We start from the raw sequence: 16,184 nt of genomic DNA, 5'->3' as shown, positions 1-16,184 counted from the left end.
ACGCTGTCAGACTGGATGTCTGGCTTTAAAGGAAGGGTAACATCGTAAATCTATCGGCTGCACAGCAGCCTCGGATGGCGCGCATGTCTGGCGCATGGAATCGGATTGAATATTCAGGATGAAGTATATGCAAAACACTCATTGGCCATACCACTCACAAGAAGAACTTGATGCAGTAGAGCGCGTGTTGTCTTCTGGAAAAACCAATTATTGGACAGGGAACGAGTGTAAAGCGTTCGAACAGGAATATGCAGAAGCGGTAGGTACACAATATGCCGTTGCCGTCATGAATGGTACGGTAGCGCTCGAGGCCGCCTTACATGCCCTTGACATTGGTCCGGGCGATGAAGTCATTACTACCTGTAGAACCTTTATTGCATCTGCCAGCTGCATCATGATGCTTGGCGCCACACCAGTCCTTGCTGATGTTAACCAGGAATCGCAAAACATTACGGCAGAAACCATAGAGCCGTTGATAACCCCAAAAACCAAAGCAATTATTGCCGTACACCTTGCCGGATGGCCATGCAACATGGACGCCATCATGGACCTGGCGCGTCGCCACAATCTCAAGGTAATAGAAGACTGTGCACAGGCGCATGGTGCTACTTATAAAGGGCGCCAGGTGGGCGCATGGGGAGATGTGGCCGCATTTTCTTTCTGCCAGGATAAAATTATCACGACTGGTGGCGAAGGAGGCATGGTCACCACCAATGACCCGGTAATCTGGGAAAAAATATGGACGCTTAAAGACCACGGCAAAGGCTATGCAACGGTTTATCATCAAGAGCATCCTCCGGGATTCCGCTGGCTGCATGACTCCTTTGGAACCAACTGGCGCATGACGGAAGTGCAGGCGGCAATTGGGCGTGCTCAGCTCAGAAAGCTGCCGGAATGGCTGCGTACGCGAAGCCGTAACGCCTCCATTCTCAGCCACGCGCTTGCCTACATTCCAGCGCTTCGCTTAAGTTTTCCGCCGGAGCACATCGGTCATGCGCATTACAAATACTATACTTTTGTGCGACCGGAACACCTGAAGCCTGACTGGAATCGTGATCGCATCATGCAGGAAATCGCGGCGCAGAATGTACCTTGTTTCAGCGGCAGCTGCCCTGAAATTCACCGTGAAAAAGCGTTTGAAAAAGCGGGCGTACGCCCCTCAAGAGAGTTCCCGGTCGCGAAGCGTCTTGGCGAAACCAGTTTGATGTTTCTCGTTCATCCGACCCTGAGTGAAGCGGATATGCACAAAGCCGCGCGCATCATTCAAGGGGTTATGCAGCAGGCTTCGCAAACATCAGAAAAAATGCGGAACAGTGCGTTTTCGGGGATGGTTGAATCCGTCGACAGTGGAGTGGTGTAAGCGCGAACAGATTGAACCAAAGGAATTATATGAAACAGATAACGCAAAACATGGGCAATGGTGAGACGAGCATTGTAGAAGCGCCCTGTATGTCTGCAACCGCTGACACTCTGGTTATTCACGCAAGCCGCTCCTTGATTTCAATCGGAACGGAGCGGATGCTCGTTGATTTTGGCAAGGCATCTTACCTGCAGAAAGCGCGTCAGCAGCCTGAAAAAGTGCGGATGGTGCTCGATAAAATAAAAACCGATGGTTTGCTGAATACCCTTGAGGCCGTTAAATCCAAGCTTGATCAACCGGTTTCGCTGGGATACTGCAGCATGGGAGTCGTGGCGGAGGTGGGTAAAAATGTAACCGGCTTCAAGCCCGGAGATCGGGTAATCTGCAATGGTCCGCATTCGGAAGTGGTTCGGGTTTCCCCAAAGCTTTGCGCGCTGGTTCCTGATGAAGTGGATGATGAAAGTGCCGTGTTTACGGTGGTCGCAAGCATCGGCCTGCAGGGAATTCGCCTTGTGCAGCCGACGCTCGGTGAATCGTTTGTAGTCATGGGCGTCGGACTCATTGGACTTTTGACGGTACAGCTTTTGAGAGCCCATGGTTGTCGCGTTCTGGCGGTTGATTTTGATGATGCAAGGCTGGAGCTTGCTGAAAAATTTGGCGCGACCATTTGCAATCCTTCGCATGAGGGTGCGGATGTGGTTCAGGCCGGCCTTGCGTTCAGCCGTGGTGTTGGGGTGGATGGCGTACTTATCACGGCTTCTTCCCGTTCCAGTGAGCCCGTGACTCAGGCGGCGAGAATGTGCCGAAAACGTGGGCGTATCGTGCTTGTTGGCGTGGCGGGTCTTGAACTTAACCGGGCTGATTTTTACGACAAGGAACTCTCTTTTCAGGTGTCCTGCTCCTATGGACCCGGACGCTATGAGCCAGCCTATGAGGAAAAGGGCCTTGATTTCCCCATCGGCCATGTGCGCTGGACCGCGCAGCGCAATTTTGAAGCAGTTCTTGATATGATGGCCACCGGTGCGCTGGATGTAAGGCCACTGATAACGCACCGTTACAATTTTGAGGGAGCGCCTGCGGCGTATCAGATGCTGACTGAAGACAGAAGCGCGCTGGGTGTGCTGCTTCAATACAGTGCGACCGCAGAGGCGCGAGCGGTCAGACGGGTTGTGCTTTCAGATAATCGCGTGCATTTTTCACCTGCAAAACCGGTACTCGGTGTCATTGGCGCAGGAAATTACGCCTCGCGCATGCTGTTGCCGGCCCTTCAACGAAGCGGAGCACAGTTTCATACCCTGGTCACCTCAGGCGGGGTGAACGCGGTTATTCACGGTAAAAAAGCCGGATTTGCGATAGCCTCCACCGATGTTGACAGCATGCTGGATACACCTGAGATAAACACGGTAGTCATTGTCACGCGCCATGATACGCACGCAGGGTTTGTGACCAAAGCGCTTAATCGTCATAAACACGTGTTTGTTGAAAAGCCACTGGCACTCAACCTTGAGGAATTATCACAGGTGCAGGCAGCCCGGTTAACTAATGAGCTTGCTGGCAGCAGCCGCCTTCTGATGGTCGGTTTTAATCGCAGATTCTCGCCTCACATCATCAAAATGAAGGCGATGCTCGAGGGGGTTGTGGAACCAAAAGCATTTATCATGACCGTGAACGCCGGTAAAATTCCTGCAGAACACTGGACGCAGAATCCAGACATCGGTGGTGGTCGTATCATTGGAGAGGCATGCCATTTTATTGATTTAATGCGTTTTCTTGCCGGTCAGGATATCACCAGCGTATCTGCCCGCAGTATTGGAAAAAACGACAGCATGGCGGTGACCGAGGATAATGTTGCGATAACACTCGGCTTTGCGGACGGCTCAACAGGAACCATTCATTATCTGGCAAATGGTGCGAGTTCTTTTCCCAAAGAGCGGATTGAAGTCTTTACCGCGGGGCGCATTCTGCAGCTTGATAATTTTCGGGTACTTAAGGGATTTGGGTGGCCGGATTTCAAGAAAATGGCCTTATGGAAGCAGGACAAGGGGCACGAAGCCTGCGCCCGCGCGTTCCTTTCGGCCATTATGTCAGGCACTCCCTCCCCCATCCCCTTCAACGAACTGGTTGAAGTAGCACGTGTCACCATAGAGGCGGCAACACAGGTGCGCGGCCAGTTGTAAAATATCCCCGGATTCGCGAGAATCGCCATCTGCGATTCTCGCATTCCGACTTCAGGGGGCTTCGTGTCGTTTTCAAAAAAACTCTGCCGACTGGTCAATACCCTGCGGTATGTGCGCCCGGTTCAAGTGTTATACCGTGGCCGCTACAGCCTGCCACGCCGTCCGGTGCGACCACCAGAGGAGAAATTTTCATCGAATGTAATGAGCCTCTGGCACGCCCCCCTTATCGCGCCCGAGAGCATTGATGATAGCCGCAATGCCACCTTTCTCAACCTCACGCGTACCATAACTCCTTCAACCGACTGGTGTGACCCCGCGCATGAACTGCTCTGGGGATATAACCTCCACTATCTGGACGTGCTGCAAAGCGCGCAAAGCCGTGCGCGCCGAGCGTTTCTCCAAGAATGGATACTTGAGTGGGTGCGCTCTAACCCTGATACCCGCACGTACGCCTGGGACCCTTATCCGCTGTCGCTTCGCATGGTGAATCTTGTCAAATGGTTTGCACGTTTTCCCGATAATGTAACCGATATGCTCCTGCAAAACCTCGCGCTGCAGGTACGGGTTTTATCTCAGCGTCTGGAATACCATCTGCTTGCCAACCATCTCTTTGCCAATGCGAAAGCGCTGGTGTTTGCCGGGGCATATCTAAAAGGGGCAGAGGCAGAGCGCTGGCTGCAAAAGGGGCTTTCCCTGCTTGCGCGTGAAATACCCGAACAGTTTCTGGCCGATGGCGGCCATTTTGAGCGCTCGCCGATGTATCACGCAAGCCTGCTGTGGGATTTATGCGACCTCGTCAACCTTGCTGAGAGGAGTAATTCCGAGGCCCTCAAGGCCGTTCTTCCCGCCTGGCGCGCGCAGGTGAGCAGCAGTGCGGGCTGGCTTAAGGCCATGCTGCACCCTGACGGTGAAATTTCTTTTTTTAACGATGCAAGTTTTGGTATCGCGCCCTCGTGGGAGAATATCTGCGCGTATCTCAGGCAACTGGAAATTGCCGTTCCTGAGCCAGAGTCGCCCCTCTGCTGGCTTAAAGACAGCGGCTATTGTGTGCTGACTCCGGAGGCGGGCAGTAAAGCGATTCTTGATATCGCGCCAATTGGGCCTGATTACCAGCCGGGGCATGCCCATGCTGATACGCTCAGTTTTGAGCTGAGCCTCTTTGGAGCGCGTTTCATTGTTAACAGTGGCACCTCTGAATACGGTAGTGGCGCGATTCGACAGGCCGAGCGCGCGACTGCCGCGCACAACACGGTTTCTGTTAACGGTGAAAACTCTTCTGAAGTCTGGGCCGGGTTTCGCGTGGCGCGCCGGGCATATCCTGTTGATTGCCGAGTGCAGCAAAACGGTGACATCCTCAAAGTAACAGCTGCTCACAACGGCTATCTGCGTCTTAAGGGCCGAAACATCCATCGGCGCTTCTGGCGTGCGCTGTCTGGCGCGCTTTTTATCGAAGATACGGTGGAGGGGGTGTACGAAAGTGCTATTGCACGGATGCATTTCCACCCGCAGGTAACGGTTTCACAGACCGGTGCGCTGCAGTTTGAATGCCGGGAGGCATCGGGAAGGACGGTTAATATTACCCTTGAGGGCGAGGCTGAAGCCTCGCTCGTGAGCGCGCACTGGTCGCCTGAATTCGGTGTGCGCGTTCCCAATACCTGCCTTGAGGTGAAGTTTAGCGGCGGCAGATTGTCTACGCGGATACAGTGGGGTATACAACCTTCAGGCTCGCTTGAGCCAGGGTACAAACCGTTCAGCAATTAATGCGCTTCCCTTAAGACTCAGATGATGGCTGTCCCTGTAAAGCAGATGCTGCTCCATCATCAAAGGACAATGGCGGTCATTGCAGACAACATCAAGCGGGCTGAAAAGGAGAACGTCTTTTTGCGTTTTCAATGTTTCTAAAATGGAGGCATATGTTTTTTGTCGGGCCGTAACTTCTTCTCTGCTGATACTGCAGGTTTTTTGGGGGGCCAGTGGCCGATGTATACAGCGTTCTGGCATAAAGGGAATTTCAGGAGTGTCCTGGAATAACACCACTTTTTTCCCGGCTTTTTTCAATGCATCGATGGTTTCGCTTAAACCCTCCCGAAAAACGGCCTGTTTAGATGTTTTTGCAGTATCCTTTTCAAGGTAATGCCGGTTCGCGGCAAAATCACCCTGACTGGCAGGGGCGTAATCGTCATCGCTGATATAAAACGCACCCAGAGAGGCCAGCACCACCGTATCGATGGAGGGTGTTTCCATAATAGTTTTTAAAATCACGTTATTAGCCGCTTCGCACTTATCTTTTGAGCCTTTCCAGTAACTGGCAACATGCAATAAGGGAGGGCAGCCGGATTGCTCGAGCAAAAGCCAGTTGTGGTCTTTGTCAAACGCTAAAATCCCTGGAAACAGATGTTCCGCATGACTGTCCCCCCACATCACTTTCTGAGGCTTTCCTTCCCGGCTCTGCAAACACCAGGTCATTTTTTTCAAATCGCTCTCGTTCAAGGCTGTCCTGCAGGGCAGCGCCTGCTTTCTGAAGGCATCAAACCCGTTTATATCTTTCAGCAGTACATCATGCAGGTATGCCATGGTTCGCGCCTCAAAGCCTTGATGGCTTCGAATGAGAAACCCCGTCATGCCTGCAAGCACCAGTCCACTGCATAATGCAGACGCCATGGTTCGCGGATATTTTTCAGACACTTTCGAAAATCGCACCGGCTTTTCGATATAGCGATAGGTTAAAGCGGCGAGAATGAAACTCAGCAATACCATTATCGCGGTCAGCTTAAACGGCACGGTGCCTGAATAGATGATTCTCGCGAAGGAAAGCAGTTCTCAATGCCACAGATAAAGCGGATAACTGATAAGGCCGATATACGTCATGACATTTAAAGACAGCAGTTGACGGTTTACCCATGACACGTGAGTAAACAGTAATATCAGCGTACAGATTGTTGGCAGCAGTGCTGCCCATCCGGGATAGGCGAGCCTGTCACTGTAAAAGAAGATGCCCCCCGCCAAAAATAAGAGAGCAGCGCTGCTGGCGAGATTAAGCACCAGGCCATGATGTTTATGAAACATCGCAAGTGATGCTTTGTGTTTGACCGCCACGAAAGCCAGCATGCCACCAAGGGACAGTTCCCAAAACCGTGAAAGGGGAAAATAAAAAGCCCTGACATTGTGCTGATGAACCCAGGCAATGTTTAACGCAAAAGAAACTACAGTAAAAAACACAAGCATCCAAAAGGCATTCACCCGCAGCTTCCAGATTAAAAAAAGTGCCAGTGGCCAAATCAGATAAAACTGCTCTTCTATGCCCAGTGACCATAAATGGAGAAGGGGCTTCAGCTCGCCCAGTCGGTCAAAATACCCGACTTCGCTCCAAAGTATGAAATTATTAATGAACGATGCACTTCCTGCGATGTGCTTGCCTAAATTCGCATATTCAGCCGGAAACAGTAAAAAATACCCGGCGATGGCCGCACTCCCAAGCACCAGCAGCAGTGCCGGAAAAATGCGCTTAATCCGTTTAATATAAAAAGCCCTCCACTGAACAGAGCCTGTTTCCATCTGCTCAAAGAGAATCCTTGAAATAAGAAAGCCGGAGAGCACAAAAAAAATGTCTACTCCGATAAATCCTCCGGGAGCGTATCCCGGAAAAGCATGAAAAAATACAACAGCCAAAACAGCCATTGCACGTAAACCGTCAATATCCGCTCGATGGTTCATGACAGCTCTTTTTTCATCGACTGTAATTTTTTATAGATATCCTCATAGTGAATCAATTTTGCCATCGATTGAGAAATAATCGTTGTTGTCGCCTTGTGGATTTTTTGCGACTTCCAGGTGCCTTTAGTCTCTAATGCCGCTGAAGCCTCAGGAATGAAATAGTTCGAAAAGCCCTCTCCTGCCATGCGTATCATCCCCGCCGGTCTTCCAATAACGCAGACATTCGATGCAAAGCCGGTATAGATGATTTTCGAAATACCGTTGTCATGTAATGATTTTACAAACGGCGTCAGGTCTAAATTCTGCCAGTAAACAAGGTGTGCGTTGGGGAATTTTTTTATCAAGGCATGCAACTCGTTTGGAATGTCACAACTCACTGGAACGGGGAGGGATTGTTTGCAGTCATTGGTAAACACATACACGGGAAACCCCTTTTCAGCGGCGCTCGTAATGAGGGGCAGGAGGTAGTGACGGGTAATGTTGCCAAAGTAGTGATTCATAAACTCCGAAGGCATGTCTATCCATGGATCTATCACAAAAAAAGCGGTATTGTCGGTCGAGAAAGTGGTGTTAATGGTTATGATGTCTTTGGTTGCCGGATAGGGTAATCCCTTGTCATTGAGCTTCAGTCCTCCCTCGCTATCCAGTGCAAAATACGTTCGTTGAATCGCCTCTGCCGTAAAAGAAGGTGCTTCAGCCTGTCGGGCATGCACTGACTGACACAGCAAAAAAGCGCAGACCATCGGCAAAAGAGAGGCGAGCAACCGATTCAGCAATTGTGTGGAAAGATACAACATCGTTTAAACCTGATTTTTAGGGGTATTCTCGAGGGGGGTATTATATGCGCCATGCACGTTTTAGTCATCGCGTTTAAAGGCTGCGAGGTTTATCTGGCAGCACACTGGTACCCACGCGAAAATTGAGGAATAATACCGAATTGTTTTCAAGAATCCCAACCCATGCAATACGACGATCTTCGCGATTTTCTCAATAAACTGGATGAAAAAGGCCTGCTTAAGCGCATTGACCACCCGGTTTCACCGGTGCTGGAAATGACCGCCATTGGTGATAGGGTATTGCGCAATAAAGGCCCGGCGTTGCTCTTTAATAATCCCACGGGCTTTAATATGCCGGTGCTTGCCAATCTTTTTGGAACGGTCGAGCGCGTAGCACTTGCCATGGGGGCGGATTCTATTCGGGCACTTCGTGACATTGGCAAACTGCTCGCAGCCCTTAAGGAGCCGGAGCCGCCGGAGGGCTTTAAGGACGCTTTCAGCCGACTGCCACTTTTGCGACAGGCGCTTAATATGGCGCCGAAACATGTCAGCCGCGCGCCCTGTCAGGCGCATGTGTTTGAAGGGCAGGATGTTGATTTAACCCGCCTTCCCATTCAGACCTGCTGGCCTAAAGACGCGGCACCGCTTATTACCTGGGGGCTTGTAACGACCCGCGGCCCGGATAAGGCGCGCGAAAACATGGGTATTTATCGTCAGCAGCTCTTAAGCAAAAACCGCCTTATCATGCGCTGGTTGTCCCACCGTGGCGGCGCGCTTGATTATCAGGCCTGGCAAAAAGCGCACCCTGGAGAGCGCTTCCCGGTGGTGGTTACACTGGGCGCCGACCCCGCCACCATGCTTGCCGCCGTTACTCCGGTTCCTGACACGCTGTCTGAATATGCGTTCGCGGGGCTCTTGCGTGGCCAGCGCACCCGTCTTGTGCGGGCCATTGGTTCAGACCTGCACGTACCGGCGAGTGCGGAAATTATTCTCGAAGGCTATCTGACGCCAGGCGATGAGGCGCCTGAAGGCCCGTTTGGCGACCACACCGGTTATTATAACGAGGTGCAGTCGTTTCCGGTCTTTACCGTTGAACGCCTGACCCATCGCGATAACCCCATTTATCACACCACCCACACCGGACGCCCGCCCGATGAGCCGGCAATTCTTGGGGTGGCGCTTAATGAAGTGTTTATTCCGCTGCTGCAAAAGCAGTTTCCTGAAATTGTGGACTTTTATCTGCCGCCCGAAGGCTGCTCCTACCGTCTTGCCGTTGTTACCATCCGCAAGGAATATCCGGGGCATGCCAAACGCGTCATGATGGCCGTCTGGTCGTTTTTGCGCCAGTTCATGTACACAAAATTTGTGATTGTCTGTGACGATGATATTGATGCGCGCAACTGGGAAGATGTGGTCTGGGCGATGACCACACGCATGGACCCGCTGCGCGACACCGTTATGGTGGACAACACGCCGATAGATTATCTGGATTTTGCCTCCCCCGTTTCAGGCCTTGGCTCCAAAATGGGCATGGACGCCACAAGCAAATGGCCAGGAGAAACCACACGCGAATGGGGCATTCCCATCACCATGGATGCAGATATTCTAAAGCGCGTGGAATTAATGTGGCCTGAGCTTGGACTGCCCGAATGAGTGAGCAGACGGTTCTTGCGCGAGTCGAGAGCATCAGCCCGCTGACGGACAGCATCTTGCGACTGGTACTCGTGCCAGCCGATTTTGTGCCCTATTATGCCGGTCAGTATCTGCAAATACTGTTTGGTGAAGAGCCTTTATTGTATTCGATTGCGAATGCGCCGCTTGGTTCTCGTAAATATGAGCTGCATTTGCGCCACAGTCCGAATAATCCGGGAAATTGCGCCCTCCTTGCCCATATTCGTGAGCGGGGGGAGGTGGTCTTGCGCCTGCCGTTTGGAGACTGTCACCTTGAGCGCCTTGACGCGCACCGTCCGCTTCTTTTGATTGCCGGCGGCACGGGTTTTGCGCCGGTGCACGCGATGCTTGAAGAGCTTCTTGCCCGAGCGGACACGCGCCCCTTTGAGCTTTACTGGGGTGCACGTTCTGAGAGTGATTTGTATTTTTCAGAAAAAGTGACAAACTGGCAGCGTCATGCAACCCACTTTAAGCATGCCTCCTGCCTTGCAGACGCCAGCCGCCACGCCCTGATTAAGGCGCTCCTGACGCGCCACGCGCATGACCTTTCAGAGTGGCAGGCGGTTATTGCGGGCCCCTTTGATATGGTGTTTGCACTTCGTGATGCGCTGGTGCAGGCAGGGATGTCTCGCACACATCTGCATTCTGATGCCTTTGCTTTTGAGGAGCGCCAATAAGCCGTGAAGGATTTTGCGCGCTGCCTGCCAGAGGTACGGTTCGTTGTGCTCTTAATCTATCAGAATTCTGCACCACCGTCATGTCTAACGAGTCGGTAAATGTCTTGTATCCCATAATGGCCGATGCAAAACGAACGGCCTCATCGTTTCCCTGCATGTGGCGGAGAAGGAGTGCATGTGGATCAACAGTCTCACTGGAGCTTGATGCATAATGGTTGCATCCGTGGTATGAATGTAACACCTCGACTAATTTAGGCAGTGAAAGCCTGCCTAAAATACTTCTTTCAAGTATGCTCCAGTTGTTCAATAACGAACAGAACGCTTCAGTGGATAAGGACTCAAGAGTCTCCCCCATATCATGGAGCGGCCCCTCGGCGATGTAACCAAAGAAGCGTGGATGGTTAATGGTTTCTGAAAGCGCGTTGATGTCTAATGCTTCAGAACCTTTTATTTCATTGAGGATTTCAATAATTAACGCGTCAATCCGTTGAAATATTGCGATTAATCTTTGGGTTCTGAAGTTGAAGGAACGACAGTGATCTGGATACGAAAGCCTTTTCGCGAGCGCCTGTTTCAGTATATGTAGCTTTTGGTTTGCAGACAGCGTGGATGCGCTGATGCGCTCTAAAATGCATTCTGCTGCATTGGAATTATCATAATGGACGCTGCCAAAATACTTCCCTGAGCTTTTGTAACGATAACTTCTTCCCATTGCGTGATGCCCCAATGCGTGTGCGACTGTATCGAGGTCTTCCTCCGTGGCTCTCTCCAAATGGCTATCAACAAGACGCGCTATTCTTTCATGAGGTTCGTTCAATGCAACCGCAATGTGAAGCAGCGGGGAGGTTTCATTGTGCCAGTAGATTGGTGGGTTTTCGCGGTTAAGATAATAAAACGGGCTTGAAGCTGCGTCAGACGCTGAGAAAGTGATTCGCTCGATGAAGCCCCAAATGCGCTCAATAAAAGACGCGCCATCCGGGTTATACATGCGGCGGATTTTACAAATACTGTCACAAAATTCGGCATAACTTAAGTCCTTATTATTCTCAGGACGGAAAATTTGGTGCCTGCTCGCCTTAGGCCCTTCGCTCTCCGGGGCGGGTTCGCGTAACAATTCAATGAGCATTTTCCGCAAATTGAGTGGCGATGAAGGGGGTGTACCAGGTGTGAGTGCGTCCAAGGCCTTTTCTACGGCACCAAGGTGGTGATTGAATAAGGGCTTGAAGCTAAACGTTCGAATGGCGCGCCCGAGGCGTGAGAAAAAGCCATTATTGTGAATATAAGCCTGCAATTCGGCACGAATGGCCGCAATCGCCTGCTGTTCCGATAACAATTGCGCACCCGCAAAAACCGCATGACTCATCGTGATAGCCTGACTAAATTTCCTGCTCGGAGTGTATCACAGGGCGGGTGTGATTAAAATTAAATCATATTCAATTTACAGCCGGCATATCGTATGACGACAGTATTTAAGGTTTTGAGCAGAGGCGCGTGTGTGTGGGGGTACCGCTTGATGCGTGTTTTCACCTGAAGATAAACGGTGAGAACTACGCTTCAAGACGGTTCCACAGACAAGCTTTATGGCTGGTTAGTTCCCGGGCTGGTATTCTTAACAGGCTCTACAGGAGCGGATGATGCTGCCCGCGCGGACTGTTGCACTTCCCGTTGAAAAAGTCTTTGATCCTTATGTCCTGATGTTTTTTGGTGCCTTTCAGAAAAAACTTGAGTTATAAGGCGGTTAATTGCTCCCATAACCTTATCTTTTATATTATTTGTGCCTTGTAAGAAACTCCAAAATTCTCTATGGCTCCAATTACTGTAAGCATAGCGAAATTTGCTGCTTAACAGCGACTTTTGCGTATTGTTATCAAGCGTCTCAAATTTATTAAGAATCCTGCAAGCCGCATCATCCGTAATTTCAGAGCTTCTCACCGCAAATTGCATGAGATTTACAGGTTCACTCTCTTGTCTTTCACGAGAAGCAGAGTATTTATCAGGGTATGTTACTGTGATGTCATGTTGCAGTGAGAATAACTTTTTAAGGGTCTCGGGGCTGTGCTGCTTATCAGTTTCCGCAAGATGCTCACAAATTGACCGCATGCATGCTTCTGATACTTTGCCCTTGTTTGCGTTATTCCTGTCGGAGCGTTTACGTTCAATGTCATCCAGCCAGAAGGCAAGATACTCATCGTTATTGAGAACTATGTTCATATCTATAGATTCAGCTATCGCCTCCATGTCCATGACGGCTGTAATTAAGCGGATATTTTGCTGAGAAGTGAAAGGTAATTTATGCCTGTTTCTCTCTAATGAACGGCTAATGCTCTCTTCTGATTGATTATAATTATCAATGAGTATTTCATTATTATGGAGGTCAACCCCCTTATTCTTGAGTGCTACAAGGTTTTTAAAGAGAGATTCTGTGTCAGCCACTGGAGTGCTGGAAGCGGCTGTTGACGAGCTTGATGCAGCCACTGAAGTACTTTCATTTGCCAGGGCATGAACGACATCATGAATCTTGTCTAGCGAACGCTCTCCAAGTAAGGACTTGATTTCGCGTTCGGAACAGTGTCTTAAAAATGTGAATTTATCGGGCGATAGCGCATGGAGATGCGTTTGCAATTCGTAAGACCTGTTCAGTACACCAGCGAATACAGCATCGTTATTAAGTGTTTCTGAAAAAGCATTTATATTTAAAAGGCCGTTAGTCTTTGCAATACCGACCATCGTATTGGCTATGTCGTCCAGGGGTATCCGTCTTTGCTCCTCCCAGATGTCATCCTTAGAGCCCTTATTGCGCGATGATTTTAATTTTGCGCTTTGTTCAAAAGCGGCGCCAAGTATATTCAGTTTCTGTTCAGAGGTTAATCCAGACCTCTGAATGGCTTCTATAATCGTCGAAACAGCGCCAAGATTTTCATAACTAAAACAGCGGGAGCTTCTAGAGGAGAGCCCTGAATAGACATCGTACCAGTATTCAGTTCCAAGAGCCTGATACGTAAGCGCATCTTTTACAATTTGAAGGTCTTCAGGAGAACCTCTCTGAAGGTGCTTATTGACAAGATGCGTGATTCGCCCGTCTGATTCGTTGAATGCAATAGCGAGGTGAAGTGGCGGTGATGAATGATCGTGGTAGTAGGTCGGACGGGGTCTGTCCCATGAAGTAGGAAATTGATTTTTATCATAAGTTTTAGGTGTTTCATAATAGTATGGATGAATTACAACCTGCCCCTCGTTGTTCGGGTAACAAAACTCATCATTATCCGACGGAGGCATTGCTATTCTCTCGATGATATTCCATATGGCAGTGATAAGATTCGTTCCCTCGTTGTTATATGCGCGGCGAACCTTATGAATGCTGCTCCTGAATTCATCATCATATAAATTAATCGGTTTATCACTGAATGCAGTCGCACCACGGTGCAGGTCAGGCTCAACAGGCTCGCGTAACAGCGCAATCAGCGTTTGCTGTATTACAGGGGCAGTGTAGTCGTTCACATTTGTATAACGCTGCAATTCTCGAAGCGCGGATTCAACCACATCAAGGTGATGATTTCTTAACGGCTCGAAACTAAAGCTTCTTATGGCGCGACCAAGGCGTGAAAAAAACCCATTGTTATTGATGTAGGTCTGCAATTCCTCTTGTATCTGAGTGCACGCTTCTATTGCGGTCATCTCGTTATTGTTTTGAACAATACGGATTTCCACTTCATTTCGATTGGTCATGTTAATCATTCCTCATAACTTTATGTATGTTCAGTATAGCTGATTAATACTTAGCGCAAACTTAAGGCACATTGGATTTTTTCATGCGTGCCCGTCTGCGTTACCGATACAGTGAACACCTGTGCGTGTTAATGATAGTGAGTGAGGTTTGACGGAACAGGTAACAGTGTATAGGATGCCCTCTCAATTACCCGAGGTCTCATGGGTTTGGCTTTTCAGGGGAACATTATGGCCGCCAGTCCAGGTGCTTTTTTTGCCAATTCACATACTGTCTTCAGCATATTTCTACCGGGGCAACCGATGGAAGTCGGTCAGGCGATAGTAAAAATCACTTTTCAAAGTGCCCTTTTTAATGTCGATAGAGATTATGGAGCACAGCTTTTTATAGAAGAACATGTTGAGGCGCAAAAACGCGTCTACAGTGGAAGCGTTATCTGTGATACCTCTGATAAATATGTGAAGGAACAACGATTCCTCGATAATGACACACTGGCAAGAGGTCGGGGGATTTTGCAGTATGACCAGGAATATTATTTCTTATTATCAAGCAGGGATGCCATCGAGGCGGTTTATAAGCTTGCACGTGAACAATCGGCGTTGACCGAAACGGATGTGAGCAGGCGCGTTAATGACCTTTTAGATGTTTTTCTGGAAAACGTGCGCGCGCTTCCCGGCGCACAGGCGTTAACCTCGCCGCCCCCTGCACGCGGATGTGAATGCGTGATACTCTAAAGAGAAGATAACGCAAAAGGAATGCTGCATGGACACCCTGTATCAAATTCTGGCCATACTGGCCGCCGGTGTAATCGTCTGGTTTTTGTGGCGTACGGTTAAGGGAAGCCCTGAACAGTTCAGTCGCGAGAATCTCAGCAAAAGCGCGGGCACGCTCGGCGTACTGGCGCTTTTGCTCATTGCGTTCGTAGCATTTCTCGTGTTTTTGCTGCGCATGGGATAGAGGCTGTCGGCATGGCTTATGACGACAGCATTCAGTACGCCTTAGTGGCGGCGCGTACTGCTGTAATAATTCCCGTGCCGCTCTACAAGGTATTCCTGAATGTTGGGGTTATTAATCCCTTCATGGCTGGTATCGGGGATGAGCAGGTTTTCTTCAACGTAGGCGATTTGGCTGCTCTCATCAACCAGCACGCGATACCATGGGTTTTGCGTTGCAAATTCACGGTTGAGAGCGCCTGGATTATAGCGCCCGGAGGCCTGAAACAGCGGGTCTGCGTCAATCACTACCGCACGGTACCCAAGCTTCTGGTGAATCACCCGATCGCCAATGTTAAACTTTGCGGTTTTCTGCATGCTCCCTCTCCGGCAGGTTTCGCGCGTCTAACCTAATCATCGGCAGCGGGCGCACAAACTTGAGCCACTTCAGGAAGCGCGTCCGGCAAGGTAGACCCCGAGCTCAAACAGCACCCAGAGCGGGATGGCCAGCAGTACCTGCGACAGCACATCCGGCGGCGTCAAAAGCATGCCAAGGGTAAATGCACCAACGATGGCGTAAGGCCTGAAGGCGCGCAACTGTGCGACATGCACGAGTTTAAGATGCACAAGTGCAAGGCAGATAAGCGGCACCTGAAAGCAGAGTCCAAAAAGAATCAGCATGCGGGTGATGAAGGCGAGGCTGTCGGCCATGTCCGGCATCAGATGAATGCCGCCCGGGAGGCTATGAGCGGCAAGCTGAAAGAAAAACGGCAGTACTACCCAAAAGCAAAACAGTGCGCCTGTTATAAACAGTAAAACGCTTGCGAGCAGGGTCTTTCGCAGCGTCTGGCGCTCGCCCTGATAAAGACCGGGCGAGATAAACCGCCAGAGGCTTACAAGACCAATCGGCATCGTCAGAAGCAAGGCCGTTTGAGCCGCGACCTGCAAGGGTGTAAACACGGGTGCTGTGATGCGGGTTGCAATGAGTGCATCCTGTGAGGTGAGCGCTTTTTGTAAGGGCGTGAAGAGCATCAGTAACAGGGTGTCGGCAAAATAAAAACACACGAGAAAGCCTGCCATGTAAAAAAAGAGAAGATGCAGCAGGCGTTGTCGCAGTTCAAGCAGGTGTGCGAACATGGCAGGCCGTGTCAGA

General features: G+C 50.2%; 14 protein-coding genes. 7 read left to right on the top strand and 7 right to left on the bottom strand.

The window, feature by feature from the left end:
• Positions 1-127: 127 nt before the first annotated feature.
• From E4T54_RS05680 to E4T54_RS05670, 3 genes are all read left to right on the top strand, one after another.
• Positions 128-1,360, top strand: coding sequence for a DegT/DnrJ/EryC1/StrS family aminotransferase (locus E4T54_RS05680; protein ID WP_065230334.1), 1,233 nt, complete (start codon positions 128-130; stop codon positions 1,358-1,360).
• A 29-nt stretch (positions 1,361-1,389) separates the two neighbouring features.
• Positions 1,390-3,537 carry a bi-domain-containing oxidoreductase gene (locus E4T54_RS05675; RefSeq protein WP_028386231.1) on the top strand — a complete coding sequence of 716 codons (2,148 nt, stop codon included), beginning with the start codon at positions 1,390-1,392 and terminating at the stop codon, positions 3,535-3,537.
• Between the two features lie 63 nt (positions 3,538-3,600).
• Positions 3,601-5,298, top strand: coding sequence for a heparinase II/III family protein (locus E4T54_RS05670; protein WP_051550861.1), 1,698 nt, complete (start codon positions 3,601-3,603; stop codon positions 5,296-5,298).
• Here the strand turns inward: E4T54_RS05670 and E4T54_RS05665 are convergent.
• The 3 genes from E4T54_RS05665 to E4T54_RS05655 form a co-directional block, all read right to left on the bottom strand.
• Positions 5,257-6,288 (bottom strand): SGNH hydrolase domain-containing protein, encoded by a 1,032-nt coding sequence (locus tag E4T54_RS05665; protein ID WP_167755239.1) that lies wholly within the window; start codon positions 6,286-6,288, stop codon positions 5,257-5,259. The genes E4T54_RS05670 and E4T54_RS05665 overlap by 42 nt on opposite strands.
• A 69-nt stretch (positions 6,289-6,357) precedes the next feature.
• Positions 6,358-7,251: an acyltransferase family protein gene (locus tag E4T54_RS05660; RefSeq protein WP_051550859.1), complete on the bottom strand. Its 894-nt coding sequence runs from the start codon at positions 7,249-7,251 to the stop codon at positions 6,358-6,360.
• Positions 7,248-8,048, bottom strand: coding sequence for an isochorismatase family protein (locus E4T54_RS05655; RefSeq protein ID WP_028386230.1), 801 nt, complete (start codon positions 8,046-8,048; stop codon positions 7,248-7,250). The genes E4T54_RS05660 and E4T54_RS05655 overlap by 4 nt, the downstream gene beginning before the upstream one ends.
• Before the next feature lie 162 nt (positions 8,049-8,210).
• Between E4T54_RS05655 and ubiD the strand changes: the two genes are divergently transcribed.
• Together ubiD and E4T54_RS05645 are read left to right on the top strand one after the other, a co-directional pair.
• Positions 8,211-9,680, top strand: a complete 1,470-nt coding sequence (gene ubiD / locus E4T54_RS05650; protein WP_028386229.1) for a 4-hydroxy-3-polyprenylbenzoate decarboxylase — start codon at positions 8,211-8,213, stop codon at positions 9,678-9,680.
• The gene (locus E4T54_RS05645) at positions 9,677-10,375 is read left to right on the top strand and encodes a ferredoxin reductase domain-containing protein (RefSeq protein ID WP_028386228.1); all 699 of its coding nucleotides are present in this window, start codon (positions 9,677-9,679) and stop codon (positions 10,373-10,375) included. The genes ubiD and E4T54_RS05645 overlap by 4 nt, the downstream gene beginning before the upstream one ends.
• On the opposite strand, the gene E4T54_RS05640 is transcribed toward E4T54_RS05645, so the two are convergent.
• Both E4T54_RS05640 and E4T54_RS05635 read right to left on the bottom strand, forming a co-directional pair.
• Positions 10,263-11,738, bottom strand: a complete 1,476-nt coding sequence (locus tag E4T54_RS05640; RefSeq protein WP_028386227.1) for a hypothetical protein — start codon at positions 11,736-11,738, stop codon at positions 10,263-10,265. The genes E4T54_RS05645 and E4T54_RS05640 overlap by 113 nt on opposite strands.
• A 215-nt stretch (positions 11,739-11,953) precedes the next feature.
• Positions 11,954-14,101, bottom strand: coding sequence for a hypothetical protein (locus E4T54_RS05635; RefSeq protein WP_028386226.1), 2,148 nt, complete (start codon positions 14,099-14,101; stop codon positions 11,954-11,956).
• Between the two features lie 228 nt (positions 14,102-14,329).
• On the opposite strand from E4T54_RS05635, the gene E4T54_RS05630 reads away from it, so the two are divergent.
• Both E4T54_RS05630 and E4T54_RS05625 read left to right on the top strand, forming a co-directional pair.
• A complete protein-coding gene (locus E4T54_RS05630; protein ID WP_028386225.1) occupies positions 14,330-14,833 on the top strand; it encodes a hypothetical protein in 504 nt (167 codons plus the stop codon).
• Positions 14,834-14,861: 28 nt separating this feature from the next.
• Positions 14,862-15,056: a hypothetical protein gene (locus E4T54_RS05625; protein WP_028386224.1), complete on the top strand. Its 195-nt coding sequence runs from the start codon at positions 14,862-14,864 to the stop codon at positions 15,054-15,056.
• A 41-nt stretch (positions 15,057-15,097) separates the two neighbouring features.
• Here E4T54_RS05625 and hspQ read toward each other — a convergent pair whose 3' ends face one another.
• Together hspQ and tatC are read right to left on the bottom strand one after the other, a co-directional pair.
• Positions 15,098-15,409 (bottom strand): heat shock protein HspQ, encoded by a 312-nt coding sequence (gene hspQ / locus E4T54_RS05620; RefSeq protein WP_028386223.1) that lies wholly within the window; start codon positions 15,407-15,409, stop codon positions 15,098-15,100.
• Between the two features lie 69 nt (positions 15,410-15,478).
• Positions 15,479-16,168 carry a twin-arginine translocase subunit TatC gene (gene tatC, locus E4T54_RS05615; protein WP_028386222.1) on the bottom strand — a complete coding sequence of 230 codons (690 nt, stop codon included), beginning with the start codon at positions 16,166-16,168 and terminating at the stop codon, positions 15,479-15,481.
• Between the last annotated feature and the right edge of the window lie 16 nt (positions 16,169-16,184).

Origin of the sequence: Legionella geestiana (assembly GCF_004571195.1) — a bacterium.
Lineage (GTDB): Bacteria > Pseudomonadota > Gammaproteobacteria > Legionellales > Legionellaceae > Legionella_B > Legionella_B geestiana.
The sequence above is the reverse complement of the archived record's forward strand: the minus strand, read 5'-3'. Positions and strand labels throughout refer to the sequence as shown.

Coding starts and splice junctions, on each gene's coding strand:
- E4T54_RS05680 (WP_065230334.1), top strand. CDS start 128: ATGCAAAACACTCATTGGCCATACCACTCACAAGAAGAACTTGATGCA.
- E4T54_RS05675 (WP_028386231.1), top strand. CDS start 1,390: ATGAAACAGATAACGCAAAACATGGGCAATGGTGAGACGAGCATTGTA.
- E4T54_RS05660 (WP_051550859.1), bottom strand. CDS start 7,251: ATGAACCATCGAGCGGATATTGACGGTTTACGTGCAATGGCTGTTTTG.
- E4T54_RS05655 (WP_028386230.1), bottom strand. CDS start 8,048: ATGTTGTATCTTTCCACACAATTGCTGAATCGGTTGCTCGCCTCTCTT.
- ubiD (WP_028386229.1), top strand. CDS start 8,211: ATGCAATACGACGATCTTCGCGATTTTCTCAATAAACTGGATGAAAAA.
- E4T54_RS05645 (WP_028386228.1), top strand. CDS start 9,677: ATGAGTGAGCAGACGGTTCTTGCGCGAGTCGAGAGCATCAGCCCGCTG.
- E4T54_RS05640 (WP_028386227.1), bottom strand. CDS start 11,738: ATGAGTCATGCGGTTTTTGCGGGTGCGCAATTGTTATCGGAACAGCAG.
- E4T54_RS05635 (WP_028386226.1), bottom strand. CDS start 14,101: ATGACCAATCGAAATGAAGTGGAAATCCGTATTGTTCAAAACAATAAC.
- E4T54_RS05630 (WP_028386225.1), top strand. CDS start 14,330: ATGGCCGCCAGTCCAGGTGCTTTTTTTGCCAATTCACATACTGTCTTC.
- E4T54_RS05625 (WP_028386224.1), top strand. CDS start 14,862: ATGGACACCCTGTATCAAATTCTGGCCATACTGGCCGCCGGTGTAATC.
- hspQ (WP_028386223.1), bottom strand. CDS start 15,409: ATGCAGAAAACCGCAAAGTTTAACATTGGCGATCGGGTGATTCACCAG.
- tatC (WP_028386222.1), bottom strand. CDS start 16,168: ATGTTCGCACACCTGCTTGAACTGCGACAACGCCTGCTGCATCTTCTC.